Here is a 22,848-nt window from a genome sequence, read left to right on the forward strand (position 1 = left end):
GCCGCCGCATTGTGCGACCGGCCCGTGCGCGGTCGACGCCGCAAACACCGATATGCTTGTAGGACGACGGACCCGCGACCGTCCCTGCGCCGCCCCATGACCTCCCCACAACCCCCTGACACGCCGCCCTCCATGGGCGCCCTGCGCGCCCGCTACGGCGAGCGCTACCGCTGGTACCTGCTGCTGTCGGTCATGGTCGGCACGATGGCGTCCATCATGTCCTCGACCATCGTCAACGTGGCGATCCCCGACATGAGCCACCACTTCGCGCTGGGCCAGGAGCGCGCGCAGTGGGTCAGCTCGGGCTTCATGGTGGCGATGACGGTGTCGATGCTCACCACGCCCTGGCTGCTGTCGCGCTACGGCTACCGGCGCACCTACGTCGGCACCATGCTCCTGCTGCTGGCCGGCGGCATCGTGGGCGGCGTGGCCAACCACTACCCGCTGGTGCTGCTGGCGCGCGTGGCCGAAGGGCTGGCGGCGGGCGTGGTGCAGCCCATTCCGGCCATCATCATCCTGCGCGCCTTCGAGCCGCACGAGCAGGGGCGCGCCAGCGGCATCTTCGGCATGGGCGTGGTGCTGGCGCCGGCCATCGGGCCGAGCATCGGCGGCGTGCTGGTCGACCTGTTCGGCTGGCGCTCGATCTTCTTCATGGTGGTGCCCTTCTGCCTGGCCTCGATCTGGCTGGCCTACAAGTTCGTGCCCAAGACCGCGCCCGGCGGCGTGGCCGCGACGCGCGGCAGCGGGCTCGATGCGCGCGGGCTGGCGCTGGGCACCGTGGGCACGCTGTGCCTGCTGAACGGGCTGGTCGAGCTGCGCGGCGATTCGCCGCTGCAGGCCGCGCTGCTGCTGGCCGGCGCGCTCGTCGCCTTCGCCGCCTTCGTGTGGTGGCAGCGCCGGCTCATGACCTCGGGCGGCGCGCCGCTCATGAACCTCGCGCTCTTTCGCTACCGCCAGTTCGCCATGGGCAGCCTGGTCGCCTTCATCTACGGCACCGCGCTGTTCGGATCGACCTACCTGCTGCCGGTGTACATGCAGGTGGGGCTGCACCTGTCGGCCTCGCACGTGGGCACCACCCTGCTGCCGGCCGGCATCGTGCTGGCCTTCACCATCGCCGGCGTGGGCCGGCTGGCCGACAAGCAACCGACCTGGCTCCTGGTGAGCATCGGCCTGGCGCTGCTGGCGGTGTCGTTCGCGCTCATGGCCGTGCTGCGGCTGGACAGCCCGCTGTGGCTGCTGGTGGTGTTCGCGATCGTCGGGCGCATCGGGCTGGGCTTCATCCTGCCCTCGCTCAACCTCGGGTCGATGCGCCCGCTGGCCAAGCCGCTCATCCCGCAGGGCGCCAGCGCAATCAGCTTCGTGCGCATGCTCGGCGGCGCCGTGGGCGTGAGCCTGTGCGCCATCATTCTCGAATGGCGCCTGGCGGCGCACGGCGACTCGCTCGCCAACCCGGTGAGCACGCCCGCGCGGCTGGCCGCCTTCGACGAGGTGTTCCTGATGCTGGCCGGCCTGTGCGCGCTGGCCGTCTGCGCGGCCTGGCAGCTGCGCGAGCCGCCCGGCGAGGACACGGCGCAACACAGGGGGTAAACCCCGGCGGCGCGGGGACTCGCTTTCGCTTTCAATTGTTATCAGTTGTATCTAGAAGCGGAATCGGTTCCATGCATCGCAGACGTTTTCTCGCCGCCTCGGCCGCGGCGACGGCCGGACTCGGCCCCCTCCTTTCCTTGCCTTCCACCGCCCTGGCCGCCGAGAACGGCGTCAGCGACGGCGAGATCGTGCTCGGCCACACCGGCATCCTGAGCGGCCCGCTGGGCGCGCCGATCAAGGTCGTGATGGCCGGTGCCGGGCTGGCCTTCGACGCAGTCAATGCGCAGGGCGGGCTCGCGGGCCGCAAGCTCAAGCTGGTCTCGCTCGACGACGAGCTCAAGCCCGAGAAGGCCGTCGCCAACTACGAGAAGCTGCTCGCCGAGCACCGCGCCTTCGCCTTCTTCGGCTGCGTGGGCTCGGGCACCACGGCCGCCGCGGCCAAGGTGCTGGGCCAGAGCGGCGCGCCGATGGTGGGCGGCTATGCCGTGTCGGATTCGGCGCGCGAGAAGGTCGCCGGCGCGGGTTATTTCGTGCGCGCCACCTTCGCGCGCGAGGCGCAGGCGCTGGTGCAGCACCTGAGCACCATCGGCGTCTCGCGCATCGCCGTGGCCTACCTGGACAACCCCGGCGGCGCCGAAGTGGCGCGGCTGGTCGAGGCGGCGCTCGACACGCTCAAGCTCAAGCCCGTGGCGGCGGTGCCCGTGAAGGGCGACGGCACGACCAACGAGGCCGCGGGCAAGGCGCTGGCCGACAGCCAGGCGCAGGCCGTGCTCATGTACCTGGGCGGCGGCATCGGCGGCGAGGTCATGAAGAGCGCCTGGACCGCCGGCGGGCGCCAGATGTTCTACGGCATGTCGATCGTGCCGGGCGACGTCACCGCCAAGCTCGTGGGCGACAAGACCAGCGGCCTGGCCATTTCGCAGATCGTGCCCTACCCCTGGAGCGAGGTCGACGCCACCGCGCGCGAGTTCCGCCAGCTGGCCGAGCGCGCCAAAGTCGACATCGGCTACCTGAGCTACGAAGGCTATGTGAACGCGCTCGTGATGATCGAGGCGCTGCGCCGCACCGGCCGCGACCTCACGCGCGCAAAGCTGCACGCCACGCTGAAAGCGATGAAGCTGCGCATCGGCAACATGGAGATCGACTTCACGGGCGCGAGCAACACGGGCTCTCGCTTCATCGAGATGGTGCGGGTGACGAAGGAAGGGCGCTTCCTGCGCTAGAGACAGAGGCCGGCTCTGCTCACAACCCCAGCTGCGTGAGCGCCCACGCCACCGTGCCCAGCTGCATCACGTTGAGCACCATGCCCGCGATGTGGAGCTTGCGGAACTGCACGATCGACGTGTCCGTGGCCGGGATCGTGTGGCGCAGCAGGTCCATGCGCGGAATGATGAGCCAGCGGCGCAGCGCGAAGGCCAGGCCGGCGATGAAGGCCATGCCGACCGCGAAGAAGGGCTTGCCGCACCACGCATAGCTGAGCGCCGCCGCGCTCGCGGTGAGCACCACGGCCACGTAGTAGACGTTGAACAGGCCGCGGATGAAGCGCGAGTCCAGCGGGGTGTCGTGCGAGAGCACGAGCAAGGGCAGCGAGCCCATCATGAAGAACCCCATCCAGACCAGCAGGATGACGGTCGCCATGAGCGCAACGACGATGGGAAGCATCTTTGAAAACCCTCCGCGGCGCGCAAGCATACGCCCGGGCGGGCGACGCGTCTCCTACACCGCGCGTGCGGCCGCCGGCACCCGCGCCCCGCCATCGGCCACCAGCGCCACGCCGGTCACGAACGAGGCTTCGTCGCTGGCCAGGAACAGGCACACGGCGGCCATCTCCTCGGGCGTGGCCATGCGGCCCAGCGCGATGCGCGCCACCGTCTGCGCGCGCGCGGCGTCCTCGTCGATGCAGCGTTCGGCGGCCAGGTCGCGCATCTCCTGGCGGCTCATGGGCGTGTCGACCCAGCCGGGGCACAACGCGTTCACGCGCACGCCCTTCGGCCCGTAGGCCTGCGCGGCCGAGCGCGTGAGCGCGACCACGCCGGCCTTGCTCGACGCATAGCTGGCCATGCCGGCGCCCGCGTTGAACGCCGCGACCGAGGCGATGTTGACGATGGCGCCACCGCCCTGCGCGACCATGCCGGGCAGCACCGCGCGCTGGCAGCGCATGGTGCCGCCGAGGTTGACCTCGTGCAGGCGGTGCCAGTCGCCGTCGTCGATGTCGGCCGCGTCGTCGTTGCGGACGATGCCGGCGCAGTTCACCAGCACATCGATGCGCCCGAACGCAGCCTGCACCGCGGCCACGGTGGCGCGCACCGCCGCGTCGTCGGTCACGTCGCAATCGAAGGCCGGGTCCTCGCCCACCGGCTGCGGGCGCGGCCAGCCGGCCACCGCAACGCGCGCGCCCTCGGCCGCGAAACGTGCAGCCACGGCGGCGCCGATGCCGGTCGCTGCACCAACGATGAGGCAGGCCTTGCCGTGCAGGCGCGCGGTCATTCCGATGCCTCCGCGAAAAAGGGGCTTTCAGGCAGCGTCGAGCCGCCATCGACCACGATCGTCTGCCCCGTGATGTAGCGCGCCGCCGGGCTCGCCAGGAAGCGCATCGCGTAGGCGATGTCTTCGGGCCGGCCCAGTTCGCCGGCCGGGATGTGGCGCGCGATGCGCGCGGCCTTGGCCGGGTCGGACAGCAGCGAACCGCCCTGCTTGGCGATGTAGCCCGGCTCCACGCCGTTCACGGTGATGCCCTCGCGCGCGTACTCCAACGCCGCGGTGCGGATGAAACCGTTCACGCCGGCCTTGCTGGCCGCGTAGTGCGCGCTGCCCGGCATGGCCACGCGCGGGCCGGTCACCGACGAGGTGACGAGCAGCCGCCCGCCGCCGCGCGCGCGCAAGTGCGGCACAGCGGCCTGCGTGAGCCAGAAGCAGGCCTTGAGGTTGACGGCCAGCGTGTGCTCCAGCTGCTCGTCGGTCATCGCGTCGATGGCGGCCCACGGGTTGACGGCCGCGTTGTGGACCACGATGTCGAGCGCGCCGAACACGCGCACGGCCTCGGCCACCGCGCGCTCGGCTTCGTCGCGCCGGCCGATGTCGCAGGCCAGCGCCTGCGCCGCGAAGCCACGCGCACACAGTTCCGCCGCCACCGCCTCGCCCGCGCTGCCGGTGCGGTTGGCGATGAGCACCGAGGCACCGGCTTCGGCGAACACCTGCGCGATGGCCGCGCCGATGCCGCGCCCGCCGCCGGTGATCAGTGCGACCTTGCCCTGCAGGCCGAAGAGATCGGGCGTGCTCATCCCTTGCACTCCCGCACGAACTCGGCGAAGGCCGCGTTGTGCTCGTCCACCTCGCGTTCGGTGGTGCCGGGGCAGCACAGCATCATGTTGTGGAAGGGCGTGATGAGCACGCCGCGGTTCATCATGTACAGGTGCAGCAGCGCTTCGAGCTCGCCGTCGCGCGTGCGGCGCACGTCGCTCGCGTTGCGCGGCGCGTCGGCGCAAAAGAGCGTCTCCACGCGCGCGCCGACCTGCGTCGCATGCCACGGCAATCCCGCCGCGGCGATGCTGGCGTTGACACCTTCGGCCAGGCGCTGCGCGAGCACCAGCATGCGATCGAAGGCCTCGGGCGTGAGCACCTGCGAGAGCACCGCGCGCATCACGGCCACGGTGAGCGCGTTGCCCGCGAGCGTGCCGCCGAAGCCGGCGTGCGCCGACTGGCGTTTCGTCGGGTGCAGCTTGGGCAGCACCTGCCAGACGCGCTCGGCGGTCTCGGCGCTCAGGCCGAAGGCGGCGGCGGGAATGCCGCCGGCAATCGCTTTGCCGATCACGAACATGTCGGGCTCGAGCCCGTGCTCGCGCGTGTAGCCGCCGGGCCCGCTCGAGATGGTGTGCGTCTCGTCGATGACCAGCAGCGTGCCGGTCTCGCGCGTGAGGCGGCGCAGCGCGTCGTGGAAGCCGGGCGCGGGCGCGATCATTCCGTAGTTGGTCATGGCCGGCTCGGCCAGCACGCAGGCCACGTCGCCGGCGCGCAGCGCGCGCTCCAGCGCGGGCACGTCGTTGAACTCGACCACGGCCGACAGCTGGTCGTGCGGAAAACCGTTGGGGTGGATGTCGTTGCGCATCGCGACGGCGCCGTCCCGCAGCTCCACGTGCGCCTCTTCCACCGAGCCGTGGTAGCAGCCCGAGAACACCAGCACGCGCGGCCGGCCCGTGACCATGCGCGCCAGGCGGATGCAGGCGCGGTTGGCGTCCGAGGCCGAGGTCGTGAGGTTCCAGTACGGCAGGCCGAAGCGGCGCGACAGCTCTTCACCGACCCAGGCCGCGTCGTCGGTCGGCAGCATCAGCGAGCTGCCCACGCGCGCCTGCCGCGCCAGCGCCTCGACCACCGCCGGGTGGCCGTGGCCGCACATGCCGCCGGTGTCGCCCAGGCAGAAGTCGGCGTAACCGTTGCCGTCGACGTCGACAAAGCGCGCGCCATAAGGCAGCTGCGCGTCCTGCACGTACAGGGGCCAGCCGCCGATCCAGCGGCGCATCCAGTGCGAGGGCGCGCCGTAGAGCCAGGCCTGCTGGCCCTGCGCAAAGCGTTCGCCGCTGCGCGCGTGGGTGCGCGCGTAGCGCGCCTGTTCGGCCTGCATCAGGGCCTGCACGCGCTCGCGCGGCACGGTGGGTTCGAAGGTCGGGGTCATCGCAAACTCGGTCAAAGGGAAGAAGAAGAAACGCCCAGCATCGAGAGCGCCTGCGCATAGCTCGCGCCCGGATGCATCACGTCGAAGTGCACGGTGCGCAGGCCCACGCGCTGCGCGCCGGCGATGTTGCGCAGTTGGTCGTCGACGAACACGCAGGCGTCGGCGGGCAGGCCGAGCTGGTCCAGGCACTGCTGGTAGGCGCGCGCATCGGGCTTGAGGATGCCGGTGTGCGTGGCGTCCACCACCACGTCGAAGGCGCTCATGAAGGGCAGGCGCTGGCGAAAGCCCGCGCCGTAGAACAGGTCGAGCTCGTTCGACAGGATGGCGAGCCGGCAGCCGGCGCGCCGTGCCGCCTCGATGGCCGCGAGCGCCTCGGGGCGGATGGCGGCTTCGGGGTCGGCGCCGCGTGCGCGCTGCACGAAGGTCTCCATGCGGTCCCAGCGTTCGCCGACCAGCGCGCCCACCTCGCGGGTGCGCGCCATCCAGTAGTCGCGCTCCGAGAGCTTGTCGGCCTGCATGTCGCGCCACAGCGGATCGCTCGCAAGATCGAAGGGGCCGCGCCAGGTGAGCGTGCCGCGCGGCAGCGACAGCGCCTCTTCGGTGAGGGCGTGGGTCTCGAACAGCGTGCGGCTGATGACGCCGCCGAAGTCGAGCACGAGGGCTTGCGCGGCGGGGCTCATGCGCGGCTCCCTGCGGGCACGGTGCCGTCGGCCACCCAGGCATCGAACACGCGCAATGCGGCGTCGCAGAAGGCGCTGTCGTTGATGTGCGCATCGAGCTCGACGAGCCGCGCCGGGTCCACGCTGCCGCGCAGCGCTTCGGTGAAGGCCGCGAGGCCTTCGGGGTCGTGCAGCGGCTCGCCGGGCCGGTCCCAGCCTTCGATGCCTTGCAGCGGCATCAGCAGGCAGGTGGCGCCCTCGGCGCGCGCGAGGCGGCGCGCGATCTCGGCGGCCACGCCACGTCGGAACGCGGGCGCGCTCAAGGCCGAGGCCAGCAGCCGGTTGTGGATGTGCGTGGGCCGGCCTTCCAGGCCTTCGGGCGTGGCCTGCCAGGCCGGGTAGTCGAGCATGTCGATGGCGCCGGGGGCGACGATCTGCGGCGTGCCCGCGCGGCCGGCGCCGAGCAGGCGATCAGGCCCGGCCGTCACGCACGAGCCGCCGAGCTGGTTGGCCAGCTCCTGCAGGCTGAAATCCATCACCGCGCAGAAGCGGCCTTCGGCGGCGAGTGCCTCGAAGGCGCGACCGCCCATGCCGGTGGTGTGGAACACGGCGACTTCGTAGCCGCGCGCCTCGAGCGCGGGCTTGAGCGTCTTCATGTAGGTGAGCGCGCTGGAGCCCAGCGAGGTCATGCCCACCAGCGGCTTCTCGAAGGCCGGCACGCACGCCTGGCGGCAGGCGCCGAGCACCGCACCCGCGGCCTGGCTCAGGGCCGAGCGGCACAGGCTGTTGAGGCCGTAGAGCCCGCCGGCCCACAGCACCATGATGAGGTCGGGCGGGATGCGCTCGGGCGGCAGCAGGTGCGAGTAGGCGATGGTCGACACCAGCACCTTCGGCATGCCCAGCGGCAGCGCCTGCGCCACGTCGAGCGCGAGGTCGGTGCCCATGGTGCCGCCCAGCGCGAGCAGGCCGTCGATGCGGCCCTCGGCCTGCCAGCGTGCGGCGAGTTTCGCGGCGCCACGCGCCATCAGCGTCATGGCGCTGTTCTCGTCGCCGCTTTGCGCCACCTCGGCGACGGTCTTGCCGGCGGCCGCGGCCACCTCGGTGTTGGGAATGTCGGGCGTGAAGGGCGCGCCGTCGAGCACGCCCACGTCCATCACGACGACACGGCCGCCACCGGCCTCGATGCACTCGCGCATGAACAGCAGCTCGGCGCTCTTGGTGTCGGCGGTGCCGATCAGCAGGATCGTGGGCGCTCGGCTCACAGCGTCGCTTCCACGTCGGCGAACGCACCTTCGAGCGCATCGACCATGAAGTCCACCTCCTCGCGCGTGATGACCAGCGGCGGCGAGAGGATGAGGTTCGGCCCCGAGATGCGCACCATCAGCCCGCGCTGGTAGGCCGCCTGCGCCACCTTCGCGGCGATGGGGTTGCCGCGCGGCAGCGTGGTGCGCGTGGCCTTGTCGGCCACCATCTCGATGCCCAGCATGAGGCCCATGCCGCGCACGTCGCCGACGAAGCTGAACTTGTCGACGAAGGGCCGCACGCGCGCCTGGAAATGCGCGCCCACGCGCGCCGCGTTGCCAGGCACGTCGAGCGCCTCGATCTGGTCCAGCGTGGCGAGTGCGGCGGCTGCCGCCACAGGGTGCGCGCTGTAGGTGTAGCCGTGGCCCACCGCGGCCTGGCCCGTGGGGTCGTTGAGGAAGACCTCGGCCACCTTGCTGCCGATGGCCGTGGCGCCCAGCGGCACGTAGCCCGACGAGATGCCCTTGGCCAGGCACCACAGGTCGGCCTTCACGTTCCACAGCCGCGTGCCGAACATGGCGCCGCCGCGACCGAAGCCGGTGACGACCTCGTCGGCGATGAGCAGCACGCCGTACTTGTCGCAGATCTCGCGCACGCGTGGCCAGTAGTTGGGCGGCGGCACGATCACGCCGCCCGCGCCCTGGATCGGCTCGGCGATGAAGGCGGCCACGGTGTCGGGGCCCTGGAACTGGATCTCGCGCTCCAGCTGCGTGGCGCAGATCTCGCCGAGTTCTTCCGGGTCCTGCGTGTAGGGGTTGCGGTACAGCCAGGGCGTGTCGACGTGGAAGCACCCGGGCAGCAGCGGCTCGTAGGCACGGCGAAAGTTCAGGTTGCCGTTCACGCTCATGCCGCCGAAGTGCACGCCGTGGTAGCCCTGGCGCAGCGCGATGAACTTGAAGCGGTCGGCCTGGCCCTTGAGCTTCCAGTACTGGCGCGCGAGCTTGAGCGCGCCTTCCACCGCGTCGGAGCCGCCGTTGCTGAAGAACACGGCGGCCACGCCGTCGGGTTCCATGGTCTTGACCAGGCGCGCCGACAGCTCGATGGCGCGCGGGTGCGTGGTGCCGCGGAACACGTTGTAGAAAGGCAGTTCGTCCAGCTGCGCGACGATGGCGTCGCGCACCGGCTGGTTGCTGTGGCCCAGGTTCGCGGCCCACAGGCCGCCGACGCCATCGAGCATCTTGTGGCCGTCGACGTCCCAGATCCAGCAGCCCTGGCCGCGCGCAATGATGTCGGGCTTCGTCTTGAGCATGGCCTGCGGATGCGCCATGGGGTGCCACAGGTACTGGGCGTTGTCTTGCTTGAGCGCCGCCACGGCGGCGGCATCGGTCGTTGTCATGCAGGTCTCCGGAAGTGTTCGATGGGTGCTCGTGCTCATGCTCAGGACGGCACGCCGACGGTGAGGGTCTTGACCTCGGTGTAGTGCAGCAGGCCCTCGGCGCCCATCTCCTGACCGATGCCGCTTTCCTTCCAGCCGCCGAAGGGCATCTCGGGCTGCGAGACGCCGAAGTGGTTGATGCCGACCATGCCGGCCTCGAGCGCGTCGCCCAGGCGGTGCGCGGTGTGCAGGTCGCGCGTGAAGGCGTAGGCGCCCAGGCCGTAGGGCAAGGCGTTGGCCTGCGCGATGGCTTCGTCGAGCGTGTCGTAGGGCTGCAGCACGGCGATGGGGCCGAAGGGCTCCTGGCGCATCACGCGGCTGTCGGCCGGAGCGTTGGCGATCACGGTGGGTTCGAAGAAGAAGCCGGGGCGCTGCACGCGGTGGCCGCCGCACAGCAGCTGCGCGCCGCGTTCCGCGGCGTCGTCGACGAAGCGCTGCATGTCCTCGATGCGGCGCGCGTGCGCGAGCGGGCCCATCTGCGTGGCGGGGTCGGTGCCGTCGCCCAGGCGCAGCGCGCGCGCGGCCTGCACGAAGGCGTCGCTCCATTCGCCGAAGCGGGCGCGCGGCACGTAGAAGCGGATCGGCGACGCGCACACCTGGCCCGCGTTGCGGAACTTGGCGGCCAGCGACTGCTTGAGCGCGAAGGGAAAGTCGGCGTCGTCGCAGACGATCACCGGCGCATGGCCGCCCAGCTCGCCGGTGAAGCGCTTCACATGCCGCGCCGCCTGCTCGCCCAGCAGCTTGCCCACGGCCACGGAACCGGTGAACGACACCTTGGCGATCGCCGGATGGTCGATGAGGAAGGACGACACCTCGGCCGGGTCGCCGCACACCATGTTCAGTGCGTCGGGCGGCACGCCTGCGTCGAGAAAAGCGCGCACCAGCAGCATGCAGGTGCCCGGCGTTTCTTCCGCAGGCTTGATGACCACGCTGCAGCCCGCGGCCAGCGCGCTCGCGAGCTTGCGCGCCGGCAGGTTGGCCGGAAAGTTCCACGGCGTGAAGGCCGCCACCGGCCCCACCGGCTGGCGCATCACCGACTGCGAGAGGATGCCCTCGACGCGCGGTGGCACGAGGCGCCCGTACAGGCGCTTGGCCTCTTCGGCCTGGAAGTCGATGATGTCCGCCGACAGCGTGACCTCGCGCAGCGACTCGGCCAGCGGCTTGCCTTGCTCGAGGGTGAGCACGTGCGCGATGGTCTTCGCCTGTTCGCGGATTTTCTGCGCGGCGGTGCGCAGGATGTTGCAGCGTTCGAGCGCGCTCTTGCCGCGCCACTGCACGAAGCCGCGGCGCGCGGACGCGGCCGCTTCGGCGAGTTCGTCGCGGTCGGCCAGCGGCAGCTGCGCGATGGTGGCTTCGGTGGCAGGGTTGACGACCGCGCGGCGGCCGCCGGCGGTCTGCGTGCGCCATTGGCCGGCGATGTGCAGTGCGAGTTCGGGGTAGTCCATGCCCTGCACGATAGGGAGCGAGCCCCTTGCCGCGTTATCGAAAACTGGCAAACCTCGTGCGGCCTCGTGCGTGATGAACAAAGGCCTTCCTATACTGTCCGCGCCGATCTTCTTTCACGACGCCTCCACGCCACGACCTCACCGTGCCCCGTTCACGCCCCCCTTCCCGGCCCAGCGCCAAGCCCCTGCCCAAGGCACGCAGCAGCGCCGCGAGCGCCCCGGCCTTCGACCTCGAGACCTTCCTGCCCTTTCAACTCTCGGTGGTCGCCAACCGCGTGAGCCAGACGGTGGGCCAGTCGATCGCCAGCCGCTTCTCGCTGCAGATTCCGGAGTGGCGCATCGTCGTGGTGCTGGGCAAGTACGGTGCGCTGTCGGCGCTCGAAATTGCACAGAAGACGAGCATGGACAAGGCCCGCGTGAGCCGCGCGCAGCACCGGCTGGTGGACCTGGGGCTGGCCAACATGCACCCCTCGGCCGACGACCGCCGCAAGGTCATCGTGTCGCTCGAGGAAGAAGGCCTGGCGCTGTACCGCGACATGGTGCCGCTGGCGCACGACACGGCGCAGCGCCTGTTCTCGCAGCTCACGGCGGACGAGCGCCAGGTGCTGCAGACCATCGTGCAGAAGCTGTTCGACAGCACCACCGGCTTCGAGCCCAGCGGCGAGCTCGAATAGGCCACGGTCGGGTGGCTTAGGGGTTTGCCCTGTCACTTTAAGATCGTTGTCAACGAAACAATCTGGTCTGGAGATTGCTTCCGGCACGGGTCTTCGCACCCCTGCCACCGCTTCGCCGGACCGCCATGACCAGCCAGACCGCCTCCGTTCTTCCTGCCCCCACCGTCGCGACGCGCTGGACCCTGTCCACGCACGACATCGACGCCTACGCCAGCGGCCAGAACGGCTGGCACCTGGCGTGCGACATGCTCTCGGGCGGCAGCTTCGCCGGCTTTCTCGACCACGTGCAACTGCCCGGCCTGCGGCTGGTGCGCGAGACCACCAACCGCGCGCTGCGCCAGCACGGCGAGATGAACCCCGACTGCTGCGGCTTCGCGCTCACCTGCCGGCAGGACGGCGAGGCGCGCTTCTCGGGCCAGCGGCTGGACACCGAATCGGTGATGGTCGGGCGCTGTGACGAGCTCGACCTGTGCAGCCCGCCGGGCTTCGAGCTGACGGGCATCGTGGTCGACAACGCGCTGCTGCAGTCGCTCACCGAACGCCTGAACGACCGCGCGCCGCCGGCCTGGCTCGAACGGCGCGTGGTGCTGCACTTCGACGACCCCACCATGCAGTCGCTGCGCGGCACCTTGCGCGGCGCCTTCGGTGCGCTCGACGCGATGCCCGGCCTGCTCGACGACCCCGTTGCCACGGTGCAGCTGCGCGACGACGTGCTGCTGGCCTGGCTCAACGCCTTGCCCGAAGACGTCGACCTGCGCGAGCTGCGCGCCACCGAGGCGCACCGCCGCGTGGTGCGCCGCGCCTGCGAGCTGATGATGTCGCGGCCCGACGAGCCGCTGTCGATGCTGCAGGTGTGCAGCCGCATCGGCGCGAGCCAGCGCAAGCTGAACTACTGCTTCCAGGAAACGCTGGGCCTGAGCCCCGCGCGCTACCTGCGGGCGCTGCGCCTGAACGGCGTGCGCCGCGCACTGAAGCGGCCCGAGTCGCGCTCGGTGCAGGACATCGCGGCGCATTGGGGCTTCTGGCACCTGAGCCAGTTCGCGACGGACTACCGGCGCCAGTTCGGCGAGCTGCCCTCGCAGACGCTGCGCGGCGCAGCGCTCACGAGGCACTGATCCGGTGCACGGGCCGAGGGGAATCCCTCGGTTTTCGGGGCGCCAGTTTTGCCGTTTTTTGATACCTGCTTGCGGAGGCGGTCGCTATCGTTGACCGCCATATGTCCGCCACGCTGCCACCCCTTCCCAGCGCCCGTTCGCTCGCCGCCGCCCTGCAACGCCGCGAGCTCTCGTGCCGCGAACTGATGCAGACCTGCCTCGCGCGCATCGACCGCTTCAACCCGCAGGTCAACGCGCTGGTCTCGCTGCAACCGCCCGAGGAGATGCTGCGCCAGGCCGATGCTTGCGATGCACAGTTGGCGCGCGGCGACGCGGTCGGTCGGCTGCACGGCTTCCCGATGGCGCCGAAGGATTTCGTCGCCACCGCCAGGCTGCCCACCACGATGGGCAGCCCGGTGTTCGCCAAGCAGGTCACGCCGCACGACGCGATCATGGTCGAGCGCCTGCGCCGCGCCGGCGCGCTCTTCGTGGGACGCAGCAACACACCCGAGTTCGGCCTGGGCTCGCACACCTACAACACGGTGTTCGGCACCACGCGCAACGCATGGAACCTCGACCACGCAGCCGGCGGCAGCAGCGGCGGCGCGGCGGTGGCGCTCGCGCTGCACATGCTGCCGGTGGCCGACGGCAGCGACATGATGGGTTCGCTGCGCAACCCCGCGGCCTGGAACCACGTCTACGGCCTGCGCCCGTCGCTGGGCCGCGTGCCCACCGGGCCGGGGCCGGAGCTGTTCTTCCAGCAGCTGGGCTGCGAAGGGCCGATGGGCCGCACGCCCGAGGACGTGGCCTGGCTGCTGTCGGTGCAGGCGGGCTACGACGCGCGCTCGCCGCTGAGCCTGGCCGGTGACGGCGAGGCCTTCGCGCAGCCGCTCGATGCGGAGCTGCGCGGCCAGCGCATCGCGTGGCTCGGCGACCTCGGCGGCCACCTGCCGATGGACCCGGGCGTGATGGCGCTGTGCGAATCGGCGCTGCGGCATTTCGACACGCTGGGCTGCAGCGTCGCGCCTGCCGTGCCCGCCTTCGATTTCAACGCCCTGTGGACCGCCTGGCTGCGCCTGCGCGGCTTCATCGTCGCCGGCGCGCTGCGCGGGCTGCATGCCGACCCGGCCACGCGCGCGCAGCTCAAGCCCGAGGCCTGCTGGGAGATCGAGCAGGGCGAGCGCCTGAGCGCCGTCGCGCTGCACGAGGCGGCCGTCACGCGCACGCAGTGGCATGCCGCGCTGCTGCAGCTCTTCGAACGCTTCGACTTCCTGGTGCTGCCGGCCGCGCAGGTGTTCCCGCTGCCGGTCGACACGCACTGGCCGCGCGAAGTCGGCGGCCGCGCCATGGACACCTACCACCGCTGGATGGAAGTGACCATCGGCCCCTCGCTCGCCGGCCTGCCCGCGATGGCGATCCCGGCCGGCTTCTCGCAGGCCGAAGGCACGTGCGGCCTGCCGATGGGCCTGCAGCTCATCGGCCGCCCCGGCGCCGACCTCGACGTGCTGCGCATGGCACACGGCTGGCACCAGGCCGTGCCCTTCGCGAACGTGCAGTCGCCACTGCTGCAGCAGTAGCAAGCCCCCTGTTTCCCGTACTCCGACACATCTCACACAACCCGAGGAGAGAACCCATGCGCAGACGTTCGCTGATTGCTGCCGGCCTGGCCGCCGGCCTGTCCCCCATCGCCCTGCCCGCCCTGGCGCAGGGCCTGGGGGGCAAGACCCTGAACCTGATCGTGCCCTACCCCGCGGGCGGCGGCTCCGACATCAACGCGCGCCTGGCCGCGCCCGAGCTGTCGCGGCTGCTGGGCCAGCCGGCCATCGTCGACAACGTGCCCGGCGCCAGCGGCTCGCTCGGCGTGATGAAGGCGGTCAATGCACCGGCCGACGGCTCGGCGCTGCTGGTGGGGTCGCCGATGGAGCTGATGCTCACGCCGCTCACGCTCAGCAGCGCGCGCTACAAGGCCGAGGACTTCCGCCCCATCGGCGTGATGGCCGTCACCTCGATGGTGCTGCTGGCGCGCAAGGACCTGGGCGCGGGCAGCGTCGACGAACTCATTGCACTGCTGCGCCGGCCCGACACCAAGGAGCTGAGCTACGGCAGCATCGGCCCGGGCTCGCTCTACCACCTGCTGGGCGAGCGCTTCATGCAGCAGACGGGCACCAAGATGCTGCACGTGCCCTACAAGGGCTTCGCGCCGCTGGTGAACGACCTGCTGGGCGGGCAGATCGACCTGGTGTTTGCGCCGCTGGCCGGCAACGTGCCCGACCTGCTGGACGCCGGCAAGGTCAAGGCGCTGGGCATCGCGGCCTCGGCGCCGCACGAGCGCTTCACGGCGATTCCGCTGATCCGCAACAGCAAAGGCCTGGACGACTTCGTCTACAGCCTATGGGCGGGCATCCAGGTGTCGCACCGCGTGCCCGAGGAGGCGCAGCAGCGGCTGCACACGGCCTTCAACCAGATGATGCTCAAGCCCGAGCTGCGCCGCGCGCTGGAACTCGGCGGCAGCAAGGTGGCGCCCGAACAGACGCTGGCCGAGCTGCGCCGCGGCTACCAGGCCGACATGGAGCGCTACCGCGCCATCGCCAAGTCGGTGAACCTGCGGCCCGAATGACACCCGCGGGCACCGGCCCGCGTTTTGCCAGTTTTCGATAACGCCGCGGCGGCGCGCAGAGAGAGGATGCGGACCTGTCCATCCTTCATCCGCCAAGGAGAACCTCCATGTCCGCCGACACGCCCGCCGCTCTCTCCGCCGACCTTTTCCGTGCAGCCTCCGGCGCCCTCACGCGCCGCCAACTCGTCATCGGCGGCGGCGCTGCCGCGCTGGCCGGCGTGCCTGCGCTGGCGCATGCGCAATCGAAGACCATCAAGATCGGCTACCTCACCACGCTGTCGGGCGTTCGCGCCAACTTCGGCGAGGCCGACCCGTGGAGCCTGGAGCGCGTGCGCGCCGCGCTGAAAGACGGCCTGACCATCGGCGGCACGACCTACAAGGTGGAGATCGTGGTGCGCGACACGCAGTCCGACGCCAACCGCGGCGCCACCATGTCCAGCGAGTTGCTGCTGCGCGAGAAGGTCGACCTGCTGCTGGTGCAGGACAGCGACGCCGCGCTGGCCGCCGGCCAGCTGTGCGACGTCAACGGCGTGCCGATGGTCTCGACCATGGGCCCGTGGCAGGCCATCACCTTCGGGCGCGGCTCCACGCCGCAAAAAGGTTTTCCGTTCTCGTTCCATTTCTTCTGGGGCGCCGACGACGTGCTGAAGAACTTCTTCGGCATGTGGCAGCCGCTGAAGGTGGAGCGCACGCTGGGCACGCTGTACATCGACAACGGCCCGGGCCACGCCTTCGCCGATCCGGCCACGGGCATCCCGGGCGGCGCGAAGCAGCGCGGCTACAAGGAGACCAACGGCGGCTTCTTCAAGATCGCGACCGACGACTTCAGCAACCAGGTCTCCAGCTTCAAGGCGGCGCGCGCGAACATCGTCTCGGGCTTTGCCTACGCCAACCACTTCGCCACCTTCTGGAAGCAGGCGCAGCAGGCGGGCTACCGGCCCGAGGTGGTGACGATGGCCGCGTCGTTCCTGTTCCCGAGCGCGGTGGAGTCGCTGGGCGCGGCGGGCAACGGCATGTCGACCGAGGTCTGGTGGACGCCCAACTTCCCGTTCAAATCGTCGCTCACGGGCCAGAGCGCCAAGGCGCTGGCGGCCGACTGGGAGGCCACCACCGGCAAGCAGTGGACGCAGCCCATCGGCTACGGCCACGCGCTGTTCGAGGTCGGCATTGCCGCGCTGAAGAACGCCACCAACCCGAAGGACAAGAAGGCCGTGCGCGACGCGCTGGCCAACCTGCAGCTCGATTCGGTGGTGGGGCGCATCGACTTCAAGGGCAGCCCGATCAAGAGCGTCGCCGTCACACCGATGGTGGCGGGCCAGTGGCGCAAGACCAAGGCGGGCAGCAAGTTCCCGTACGAGCTGGTCATCACGCACAACAGCACCGCGAAGCAGATTCCGGTGGAAGACGAGCTCAAGCTGCTGTCGCAGCTGAAAGCTGCATGACCGACTGCCTCGTCATCAACGGCCTGTGCAAGCGCTACGGCGAGATCGTCGTGGCCGACCAGGTGGCGCTCTCGCTCGCACGCGGCGAGTGCCTGGGCGTGGTCGGGCCGAACGGCGCGGGCAAGAGCTCGCTGTTCAACCTGATCACCGGCGTGGCCGTGCCCGACGCGGGCAGCATCCGGCTCGAAGGCCGCGAGCTGGTCGGGCTGCGCGCCGATGCGCGGGCGCGGCTGGGCGTGGCGCGTGCCTTCCAGATCCCGCAGCCCTTCGCGCACCTGAGCGCCTACGAGAACGCACTGGCCGCCGCCACCTTTGCCGCGCGGCTGCCGCGCGCGCAGGCGGTGCGCCAGGCCTGGGCCGTGCTGGAGCGCACCGGGCTGGCCGACCGCGCCGACGTGCCGGCCGGCCGCCTGCCGCTGCTGGACCGCAAGCGCCTCGAACTGGCCAAGGGCCTGGCGGCGCGGCCGCACCTGCTGCTGCTCGACGAGATCGCCGGCGGCCTCACCGAGGCCGAGGTGCAGGTGCTGGTGGCGCTGGTGCTCGAGCTGAAGCAGGACGTGGCGATGATCTGGATCGAGCACATCGCACAGGCGCTGATGGCCGTCGCAGACCGCATCATGGTGCTGAACTTCGGCCGCAAGCTGCTGGAAGACACACCCGCCGCCGCCATGGCCAGCCGCGAGGTGCGCGAGGTCTACATGGGTGTGGGCGATGAAGACACCTTGCAGGAGAGCACCCATGCCGCTGCTTGAAGTGCGCGAGCTGTGCAGCCACTACGGCGACCTGCAGGCGCTGTTCGACCTGTCGCTCGACGTGGCGGAAGGCGAGGCCACCGCGCTCATCGGCGCCAACGGCGCGGGCAAGTCGACGCTGATCCGCGCCATTGCCGGGCTGGGCTCGCGCAGCCGTGGCGCCATCCGATTCGACGGCCAGGCCATCGAGGCCGAACCGGCCGAGCGCATCGCGCGCCGCGGCATCGCGCTGGTGCCCGAGGGGCGGATGCTGTTCCCCTCGCTCACCGTCGAAGAGAACCTGCGCATGGGCGCGCTGTGCGGCCGCACGGGCCACTGGACGCTGCCCACCGTCTACGCGCTGTTCCCCATCCTGCAGGAGTTTCGCCACCGGCCGGCCACGCAGCTGTCGGGCGGCCAGCAGCAGATGGTGAGCATCGGCCGCGCGCTCATGGCCAACCCGCGCCTGATGCTGTGCGACGAGATCTCGCTGGGCCTGGCGCCCGTGGTCATCGAGCAGATCTACCGCGCCTTCGGCGACATCCGCGCGCAGGGCACGGCGCTGCTGGTGGTGGAGCAGGACGTGACGCGCGCCTGCCGCATCGCGCAGCGTGTGTACTGCCTGCTCAAGGGGCGCGTCACGCTCGCGGGCCGCGCCACGGACTTCAGCGCGGCGCAGATCGCCAACGCCTACTTCGGACACTGAACACGCCCATGGCCTGGCTCGAAACCCTCATCAACGGCGTGCTGCTCGGCGGCCTCTACGCGCTCTTCGGCCTCGGGCTGGCGCTGGTCTTCGGCGTGATGCGCATGGTCAACCTCGCGCACGGCGAGTTCGTGGTGCTGGCGGCGTACTTCGCGGTCTTCCTGGCCACGCAGTTTCCCGGCGTGTCGCCGCTCTTCTTCATCGCGCCGGTGGCGCTGGCGGCCTTCGGCATGGGCTACCTGCTGCAGCGGCTGCTGCTGAACCGCGCGGTGGCCACCGACGATCCGCTCACGCCGGTGCTGGTCACCTTCGGCATCGCGGTGGTGCTGCGCAACCTGATGGTCGAGCTGTTCGGCGCCGACCCGCGCGCGCTGGACGGCGGCGCGCTGGCCACGGCCGGCTTCGAGATCGGCGGGCTGCGCATCGGCTGGTACCCGGTGCTGGTGCTGGTGCTCGCGGTGCTGGCCTTCGGTGCGCTGCAGTGGCTGCTGCAGCACTCGCGCTTCGGGCTGGTGGTGCGCGCCACCTCGGACCACCGCGAGATCGTGCGCACGATGGGCGTGCGCCCGCGCCATGTGTATGCGGTGGTGATGGGGCTGTCGCTGGCCTTCGCGTCGGTGGCGGGGCTGCTGCTGGCGCTGCGCACCTCGTTCACGCCGTTCTCGGGCGTGGAGCGGCTGCTGGGCGCGTTCGAGGTCGTGATCATCGGCGGCCTGGGCTCGTTCCGCTGGGCGCTGGTCGGCGGCATCGCGCTGGGCGTGGCGCAGCTCGTGGGCCAGCGGCTCGATTCCAACGCGGGCGCGCTGTACGCCCACCTGCTGTTCTTCGCGGTCCTGATGGTGCGCCCCAACGGCATCGCTGGCGCACGCACCTGAGATGACTTCGATGCGTCCTCCGTCCCTCGCCCCCTGGCTCGGCTTCACCGCTGCGGCCCTTGCCATCGCCTTCGCGCCCACCGTGGCCGACGGCGGCCTGCTGCGCCTGCTCAGCGAGGTGCTGATCACGCTGGCCATGGCCCAGATGTGGAACCTGCTGGCCGGCTACACCGGGCTGGTGTCGATGGGCCACCAGGCCTTTGCCGGCATCGGCGCCTACCTGCTGTTCGTGGCCTCCGACCGGCTGGGCATCTCGCCCTACTGGATGGTGCCGGTGGCAGGCCTGGGCGGCGCGCTGCTGGCCGCGGTGGTGGCGCCGCTGATGTTCCGCCTGCGCGACGCCTACTTCTCGATCGGCATGTGGGTGCTGGCCGAGATCGTGCGGCTGCTGGTCGCCAAGTTCCCGCTGTTCGGCGGCGAGTCGGGCGTGCCGCTGCAGGCAGTGCGGCTGGTGGAGGCCGAGACCTTCCAGCAGAACGCGTTCTGGATCTCGGGCGCCATCGGCCTGGCGGCGGTGGCCGGCGTGTACCTGCTGATGCGCTCGCCCTTCGGCCTGGGGCTGATGGCGGTGCGCGACAACGAGCTGGCCGCCACCAGCATCGGCGTGAACGTGTGGCGCAACCGCTTCATCGCCTTCGTGCTGTCGGGGCTGGGCTTCGGGCTGGCCGGCGGGGCGCACTTCATGGGCACGATGTTCGTCTCGCCCGACTCGGCCTTCGACATCAACTGGGTGGTGACGGCGATGTTCATCGTGATCATCGGCGGCATCGGCACCATCGAGGGGCCGCTGATCGGCACCGTCATCTACTTCGGGCTGCGCGAGCTGTTCAACACCTGGTTCGCGATGTCGGGCGGCTGGTACCTGATCGCGATGGGCTGCATCGCGATTGCGGTCATGCTGCTGGCACCGCGCGGCCTGTGGGGGCTGGCGCGCGAACGCTGGGGCTGGCGCGGCCTGAGCGTGCAGCGCCATCCGCCGCCGCGCGACGAGACAGCTCTTTCTTCTTCTCCCCTTCCTCCCTCCACGCAAGGACGCACCGCATGAAGACCACCGCCTTCTTTCACGACGAACGCACCTTCTGGCACGTGCCCGGTGGACTGCATGCCCTGTTCCTGCCGGTGGGCGGCTGGGTGCAGCCCATGGCCGGCAGCGGCATGGCCGAATCGCCCGACTCCAAGCGCCGTATCAAGTCGCTGATGGACGTGTCGGGCCTGAGCGCGCAGCTCGACGTGCTGAGCGCGCCGATGGCCAGCGAAGAAGACCTGCAGCGCGTGCACCCCGCCAGCTACCTGCAGAAGTTCAAGGCCACCAGCGACGCCGGCGGCGGCGACCTGGGCGAGGTCGCGCCCTTCGGCCCGGGCAGCTACGAGATCGCGAAGCTCTCGAGTGGCCTGGCCATTGCCGCGATGGACAGCGTGCTGCAGGGCCGCCATCGCAACGCCTTCGCGCTCACGCGCCCGCCGGGCCACCACTGCCTGCGCGAGCACAGCATGGGCTTTTGCCTGTTCAACAACATCGCGGTCGCCATCGAGACCATGAAGGCGCGCCACGGCCTGGGCCGCGTGGCCGTGATCGACTGGGACGTGCACCACGGCAACGGCACGCAGGAGATCTTCTACGACCGCCCCGACGTGCTCACGCTGTCGCTGCACCAGGAGAACTGCTTCCCGCCCGGCTACAGCGGCGCCGAAGACCGCGGCACGGGCGCGGGGCTGGGCTTCAACGTCAACATCCCGCTGCAGCCCGGCGGCGGGCACGCGGCCTACATGCACGCCTTCGAGCGCATCGTGACGCCGGTGATCGACCGCTACCGCCCCGAGCTGATCGTGGTGGCGAGCGGGCTGGACGCCAACGGCGTCGATCCGCTGGCGCGCATGCAGCTGCACCCCGAGTCGTTCCGCCAGATGATGCGGCAAGTCAACGCGCTGGCCGCGAAGCATTGCGACGGGCGCGTGGTGGTGGTGCACGAAGGCGGCTACTCGGAAGCCTGCGTGCCCTTCTGCGGACTGGCGGTGGTGGAAGAACTGTCGGGTCACCGCACCGAGGTGGAAGACCCGTTCAGCGACTTCTTCGGGCTGCAGCAACCGTCGGCGCGCTTCGATGCGTTCCAGCGTGAATTGATTGGCGAGATGGCGGCGTTGCACGGGGTCTGAGACGTTCGCATGGACTAAGCTCGTCGCTGCCGGCCCGTGGCCGCGCGTCCTGCTTCACCGTCCATGCCCCGCTTCATCAACCGCCGCACCGTCGTCGTTCTCTCTGCCCTCGTCCTCGTCGCCCTGCTCGGCCTGTGGGGCGCGAGCCGCTTCAACGTCAACCCGACGCATGCGCCCGGCGAGGTGATCGACCAGTTCGAGGGCGTGCCGGTGTATTACAACGGCGCCATCAACCACGTCGACGGGCGCAGCGTGGCGCCCGACGGCTACAACATCGGCCTGCGCTGGCAGTGCGTGGAGTTCGTCAAGCGCTACTACTACGAGCGGCACCAGCACCGCATGCCCGAGGCGCGCGGCCACGCCAAGGCCTTCTTCGACGCGGCCGTGGCCGATGGCGCGCTGAACACGGCGCGCAACCTGGTGCAGCACCGCAACGGCGGCGCGAGTGCGCCGGCGGTGGGCGACATCGTCGTGTTCGCGCCGTGGCTCTTCAATCCCTACGGCCACGTGGCGATCGTGTCGCGCGTGGACGCCGACGCGGTCGAGATCGTGCAGCAGAACCCCGGGCCCTTCGGCACCTCGCGCGAGCGCCTGCCGCTGGTACTCGCTGAAGGGCGCACGCACCTGGGCACCGAGCGCGTGCTCGGGTGGCTGCGGCTGCCCGCCTCCTCCTCCAAATCCTGAATCGCGGTCTAATCACAGCCATGTGCCAATTGCTAGGGATGAACTGCAACACGCCGACCGACGTGACCTTCAGCTTCACGGGGTTCGCGCAGCGCGGTGGCCGCACCGACCACCATGCCGACGGCTGGGGCATCGCGTTCTTCGAGGACCGCGGGCTGCGCCACTTCGTCGACCACCAGCCGGCCTGCGAGTCGCCGGTGGCCGAGCTGATCCGGCGCTACCCGATTCAAAGCCGCAACGTCATCGCGCACATCCGCAAGGCGACGCAGGGCGAGGTCAACCTGCAGAACTGCCACCCCTTCGTGCGCGAGCTGTGGGGCCGCTACTGGGTGTTCGCCCACAACGGCGACCTGAAGGACTTCCGCCCGCGCCTGCACGGCAACTTCCATCCGGTGGGCAACACCGACAGCGAACACGCCTTCTGCTGGATCATGCAGGAGCTGGCCAAGTCGCACGCGGGCGTGCCCAGCGTCGAGGAGCTCACGCTCACGCTGCGCGAACTGGCGCCGCAGCTGGCGGCGCACGGCACCTTCAACTTCATGCTGTCGAACGGGCAGGCGCTGTGGGCGCATGCCTCGACCAACCTCTGGTACGTGGAGCGCCGCCACCCCTTCGTGACGGCGCAGCTCTCGGACGAAGACCTGGAGATCGACTTCGCCCAGCACACCACGCCCACCGACCGCGTGGCCGTGGTGGTGACGGCGCCGCTCACCACCAACGAGACCTGGGCGCCCTTCGCCTCGGGCGAGTTGCATGTGTTCGTGGACGGCCAACGGATGCCGCGCTGAGGCCTGACATTCAGTCTTTTGGCTGACACTTTTTTGCAACAGCGCA

22 protein-coding genes are annotated in these 22,848 nt (G+C 70.5%); 14 read left to right on the forward strand and 8 right to left on the reverse strand.

Features of this window, described 5'->3' with window-relative positions; genetic code table 11:
• The first annotated feature begins 96 nt into the window (after window positions 1-96).
• Complete coding sequence (locus tag AC07YS_RS18870) at window positions 97-1,587, forward strand: DHA2 family efflux MFS transporter permease subunit (RefSeq protein WP_495268912.1); 1,491 nt, start codon at window positions 97-99, stop codon at window positions 1,585-1,587.
• A 137-nt stretch (window positions 1,588-1,724) separates the two neighbouring features.
• On the forward strand, window positions 1,725-2,810 hold the full coding sequence (locus tag AC07YS_RS18875; protein ID WP_495268913.1) for an ABC transporter substrate-binding protein: 1,086 nt from the start codon (window positions 1,725-1,727) through the stop codon (window positions 2,808-2,810).
• A gap of 19 nt (window positions 2,811-2,829) precedes the next feature.
• Here AC07YS_RS18875 and AC07YS_RS18880 read toward each other — a convergent pair whose 3' ends face one another.
• The 8 genes from AC07YS_RS18880 to AC07YS_RS18915 are packed head-to-tail and all read right to left on the reverse strand — an operon-like array spanning window position 2,830 to window position 11,037.
• Complete coding sequence (locus tag AC07YS_RS18880; protein ID WP_062479768.1) at window positions 2,830-3,249, reverse strand: hypothetical protein; 420 nt, start codon at window positions 3,247-3,249, stop codon at window positions 2,830-2,832.
• Between the two features lie 54 nt (window positions 3,250-3,303).
• Window positions 3,304-4,074 (reverse strand): SDR family NAD(P)-dependent oxidoreductase, encoded by a 771-nt coding sequence (locus AC07YS_RS18885; protein ID WP_495268914.1) that lies wholly within the window; start codon window positions 4,072-4,074, stop codon window positions 3,304-3,306.
• A complete protein-coding gene (locus AC07YS_RS18890) occupies window positions 4,071-4,868 on the reverse strand; it encodes an SDR family oxidoreductase (protein WP_369644957.1) in 798 nt (265 codons plus the stop codon). The genes AC07YS_RS18885 and AC07YS_RS18890 overlap by 4 nt, the downstream gene beginning before the upstream one ends.
• Window positions 4,865-6,256, reverse strand: coding sequence for a transaminase (locus tag AC07YS_RS18895; RefSeq protein ID WP_495268915.1), 1,392 nt, complete (start codon window positions 6,254-6,256; stop codon window positions 4,865-4,867). Before AC07YS_RS18895 ends, AC07YS_RS18890 begins: the two co-directional genes overlap by 4 nt.
• 11 nt (window positions 6,257-6,267) lie before the next feature.
• A complete protein-coding gene (locus AC07YS_RS18900) occupies window positions 6,268-6,936 on the reverse strand; it encodes an HAD-IA family hydrolase (protein WP_390347080.1) in 669 nt (222 codons plus the stop codon).
• A complete protein-coding gene (locus AC07YS_RS18905) occupies window positions 6,933-8,177 on the reverse strand; it encodes a Tm-1-like ATP-binding domain-containing protein (protein WP_495268916.1) in 1,245 nt (414 codons plus the stop codon). Before AC07YS_RS18905 ends, AC07YS_RS18900 begins: the two co-directional genes overlap by 4 nt.
• Entirely contained in the window at window positions 8,174-9,553 is a 1,380-nt protein-coding gene (locus AC07YS_RS18910) for an aminotransferase class III-fold pyridoxal phosphate-dependent enzyme (RefSeq protein WP_495268917.1), read from the reverse strand. The genes AC07YS_RS18905 and AC07YS_RS18910 overlap by 4 nt, the downstream gene beginning before the upstream one ends.
• 41 nt (window positions 9,554-9,594) lie before the next feature.
• Window positions 9,595-11,037, reverse strand: coding sequence for an NAD-dependent succinate-semialdehyde dehydrogenase (locus AC07YS_RS18915; protein ID WP_495268918.1), 1,443 nt, complete (start codon window positions 11,035-11,037; stop codon window positions 9,595-9,597).
• A 143-nt stretch (window positions 11,038-11,180) separates the two neighbouring features.
• On the opposite strand from AC07YS_RS18915, the gene AC07YS_RS18920 reads away from it, so the two are divergent.
• The 12 genes from AC07YS_RS18920 to AC07YS_RS18975 all read left to right on the forward strand — a co-directional run bounded on the left by AC07YS_RS18920 (window position 11,181) and on the right by AC07YS_RS18975 (window position 22,802).
• Window positions 11,181-11,711 (forward strand): MarR family winged helix-turn-helix transcriptional regulator, encoded by a 531-nt coding sequence (locus AC07YS_RS18920; protein ID WP_354348010.1) that lies wholly within the window; start codon window positions 11,181-11,183, stop codon window positions 11,709-11,711.
• A gap of 125 nt (window positions 11,712-11,836) precedes the next feature.
• A complete protein-coding gene (locus AC07YS_RS18925) occupies window positions 11,837-12,826 on the forward strand; it encodes a helix-turn-helix domain-containing protein (protein WP_495268919.1) in 990 nt (329 codons plus the stop codon).
• Between the two features lie 101 nt (window positions 12,827-12,927).
• The gene (locus tag AC07YS_RS18930) at window positions 12,928-14,382 is read left to right on the forward strand and encodes an amidase (RefSeq protein WP_495268920.1); all 1,455 of its coding nucleotides are present in this window, start codon (window positions 12,928-12,930) and stop codon (window positions 14,380-14,382) included.
• A gap of 56 nt (window positions 14,383-14,438) precedes the next feature.
• Complete coding sequence (locus AC07YS_RS18935) at window positions 14,439-15,422, forward strand: Bug family tripartite tricarboxylate transporter substrate binding protein (protein WP_495268921.1); 984 nt, start codon at window positions 14,439-14,441, stop codon at window positions 15,420-15,422.
• A 107-nt stretch (window positions 15,423-15,529) separates the two neighbouring features.
• Window positions 15,530-16,864 carry an ABC transporter substrate-binding protein gene (locus tag AC07YS_RS18940; protein WP_495268922.1) on the forward strand — a complete coding sequence of 445 codons (1,335 nt, stop codon included), beginning with the start codon at window positions 15,530-15,532 and terminating at the stop codon, window positions 16,862-16,864.
• On the forward strand, window positions 16,861-17,616 hold the full coding sequence (locus AC07YS_RS18945) for an ABC transporter ATP-binding protein (RefSeq protein WP_495268923.1): 756 nt from the start codon (window positions 16,861-16,863) through the stop codon (window positions 17,614-17,616). The genes AC07YS_RS18940 and AC07YS_RS18945 overlap by 4 nt, the downstream gene beginning before the upstream one ends.
• On the forward strand, window positions 17,603-18,301 hold the full coding sequence (locus AC07YS_RS18950) for an ABC transporter ATP-binding protein (RefSeq protein WP_495262696.1): 699 nt from the start codon (window positions 17,603-17,605) through the stop codon (window positions 18,299-18,301). Before AC07YS_RS18945 ends, AC07YS_RS18950 begins: the two co-directional genes overlap by 14 nt.
• A gap of 8 nt (window positions 18,302-18,309) precedes the next feature.
• A complete protein-coding gene (locus AC07YS_RS18955; RefSeq protein ID WP_062477701.1) occupies window positions 18,310-19,176 on the forward strand; it encodes a branched-chain amino acid ABC transporter permease in 867 nt (288 codons plus the stop codon).
• Between the two features lie 10 nt (window positions 19,177-19,186).
• The gene (locus AC07YS_RS18960; protein ID WP_495268924.1) at window positions 19,187-20,221 is read left to right on the forward strand and encodes a branched-chain amino acid ABC transporter permease; all 1,035 of its coding nucleotides are present in this window, start codon (window positions 19,187-19,189) and stop codon (window positions 20,219-20,221) included.
• A complete protein-coding gene (locus AC07YS_RS18965) occupies window positions 20,218-21,330 on the forward strand; it encodes a class II histone deacetylase (RefSeq protein ID WP_495268925.1) in 1,113 nt (370 codons plus the stop codon). The genes AC07YS_RS18960 and AC07YS_RS18965 overlap by 4 nt, the downstream gene beginning before the upstream one ends.
• A gap of 63 nt (window positions 21,331-21,393) precedes the next feature.
• Window positions 21,394-22,014, forward strand: coding sequence for a CHAP domain-containing protein (locus AC07YS_RS18970; RefSeq protein ID WP_495268926.1), 621 nt, complete (start codon window positions 21,394-21,396; stop codon window positions 22,012-22,014).
• 20 nt (window positions 22,015-22,034) lie between these two features.
• Window positions 22,035-22,802 (forward strand): class II glutamine amidotransferase, encoded by a 768-nt coding sequence (locus AC07YS_RS18975; protein WP_495268927.1) that lies wholly within the window; start codon window positions 22,035-22,037, stop codon window positions 22,800-22,802.
• The last annotated feature ends 46 nt before the right edge of the window (window positions 22,803-22,848 follow it).

It is taken from the genome of Variovorax sp. GW458-11-26-14-LB1, assembly GCF_059423965.1.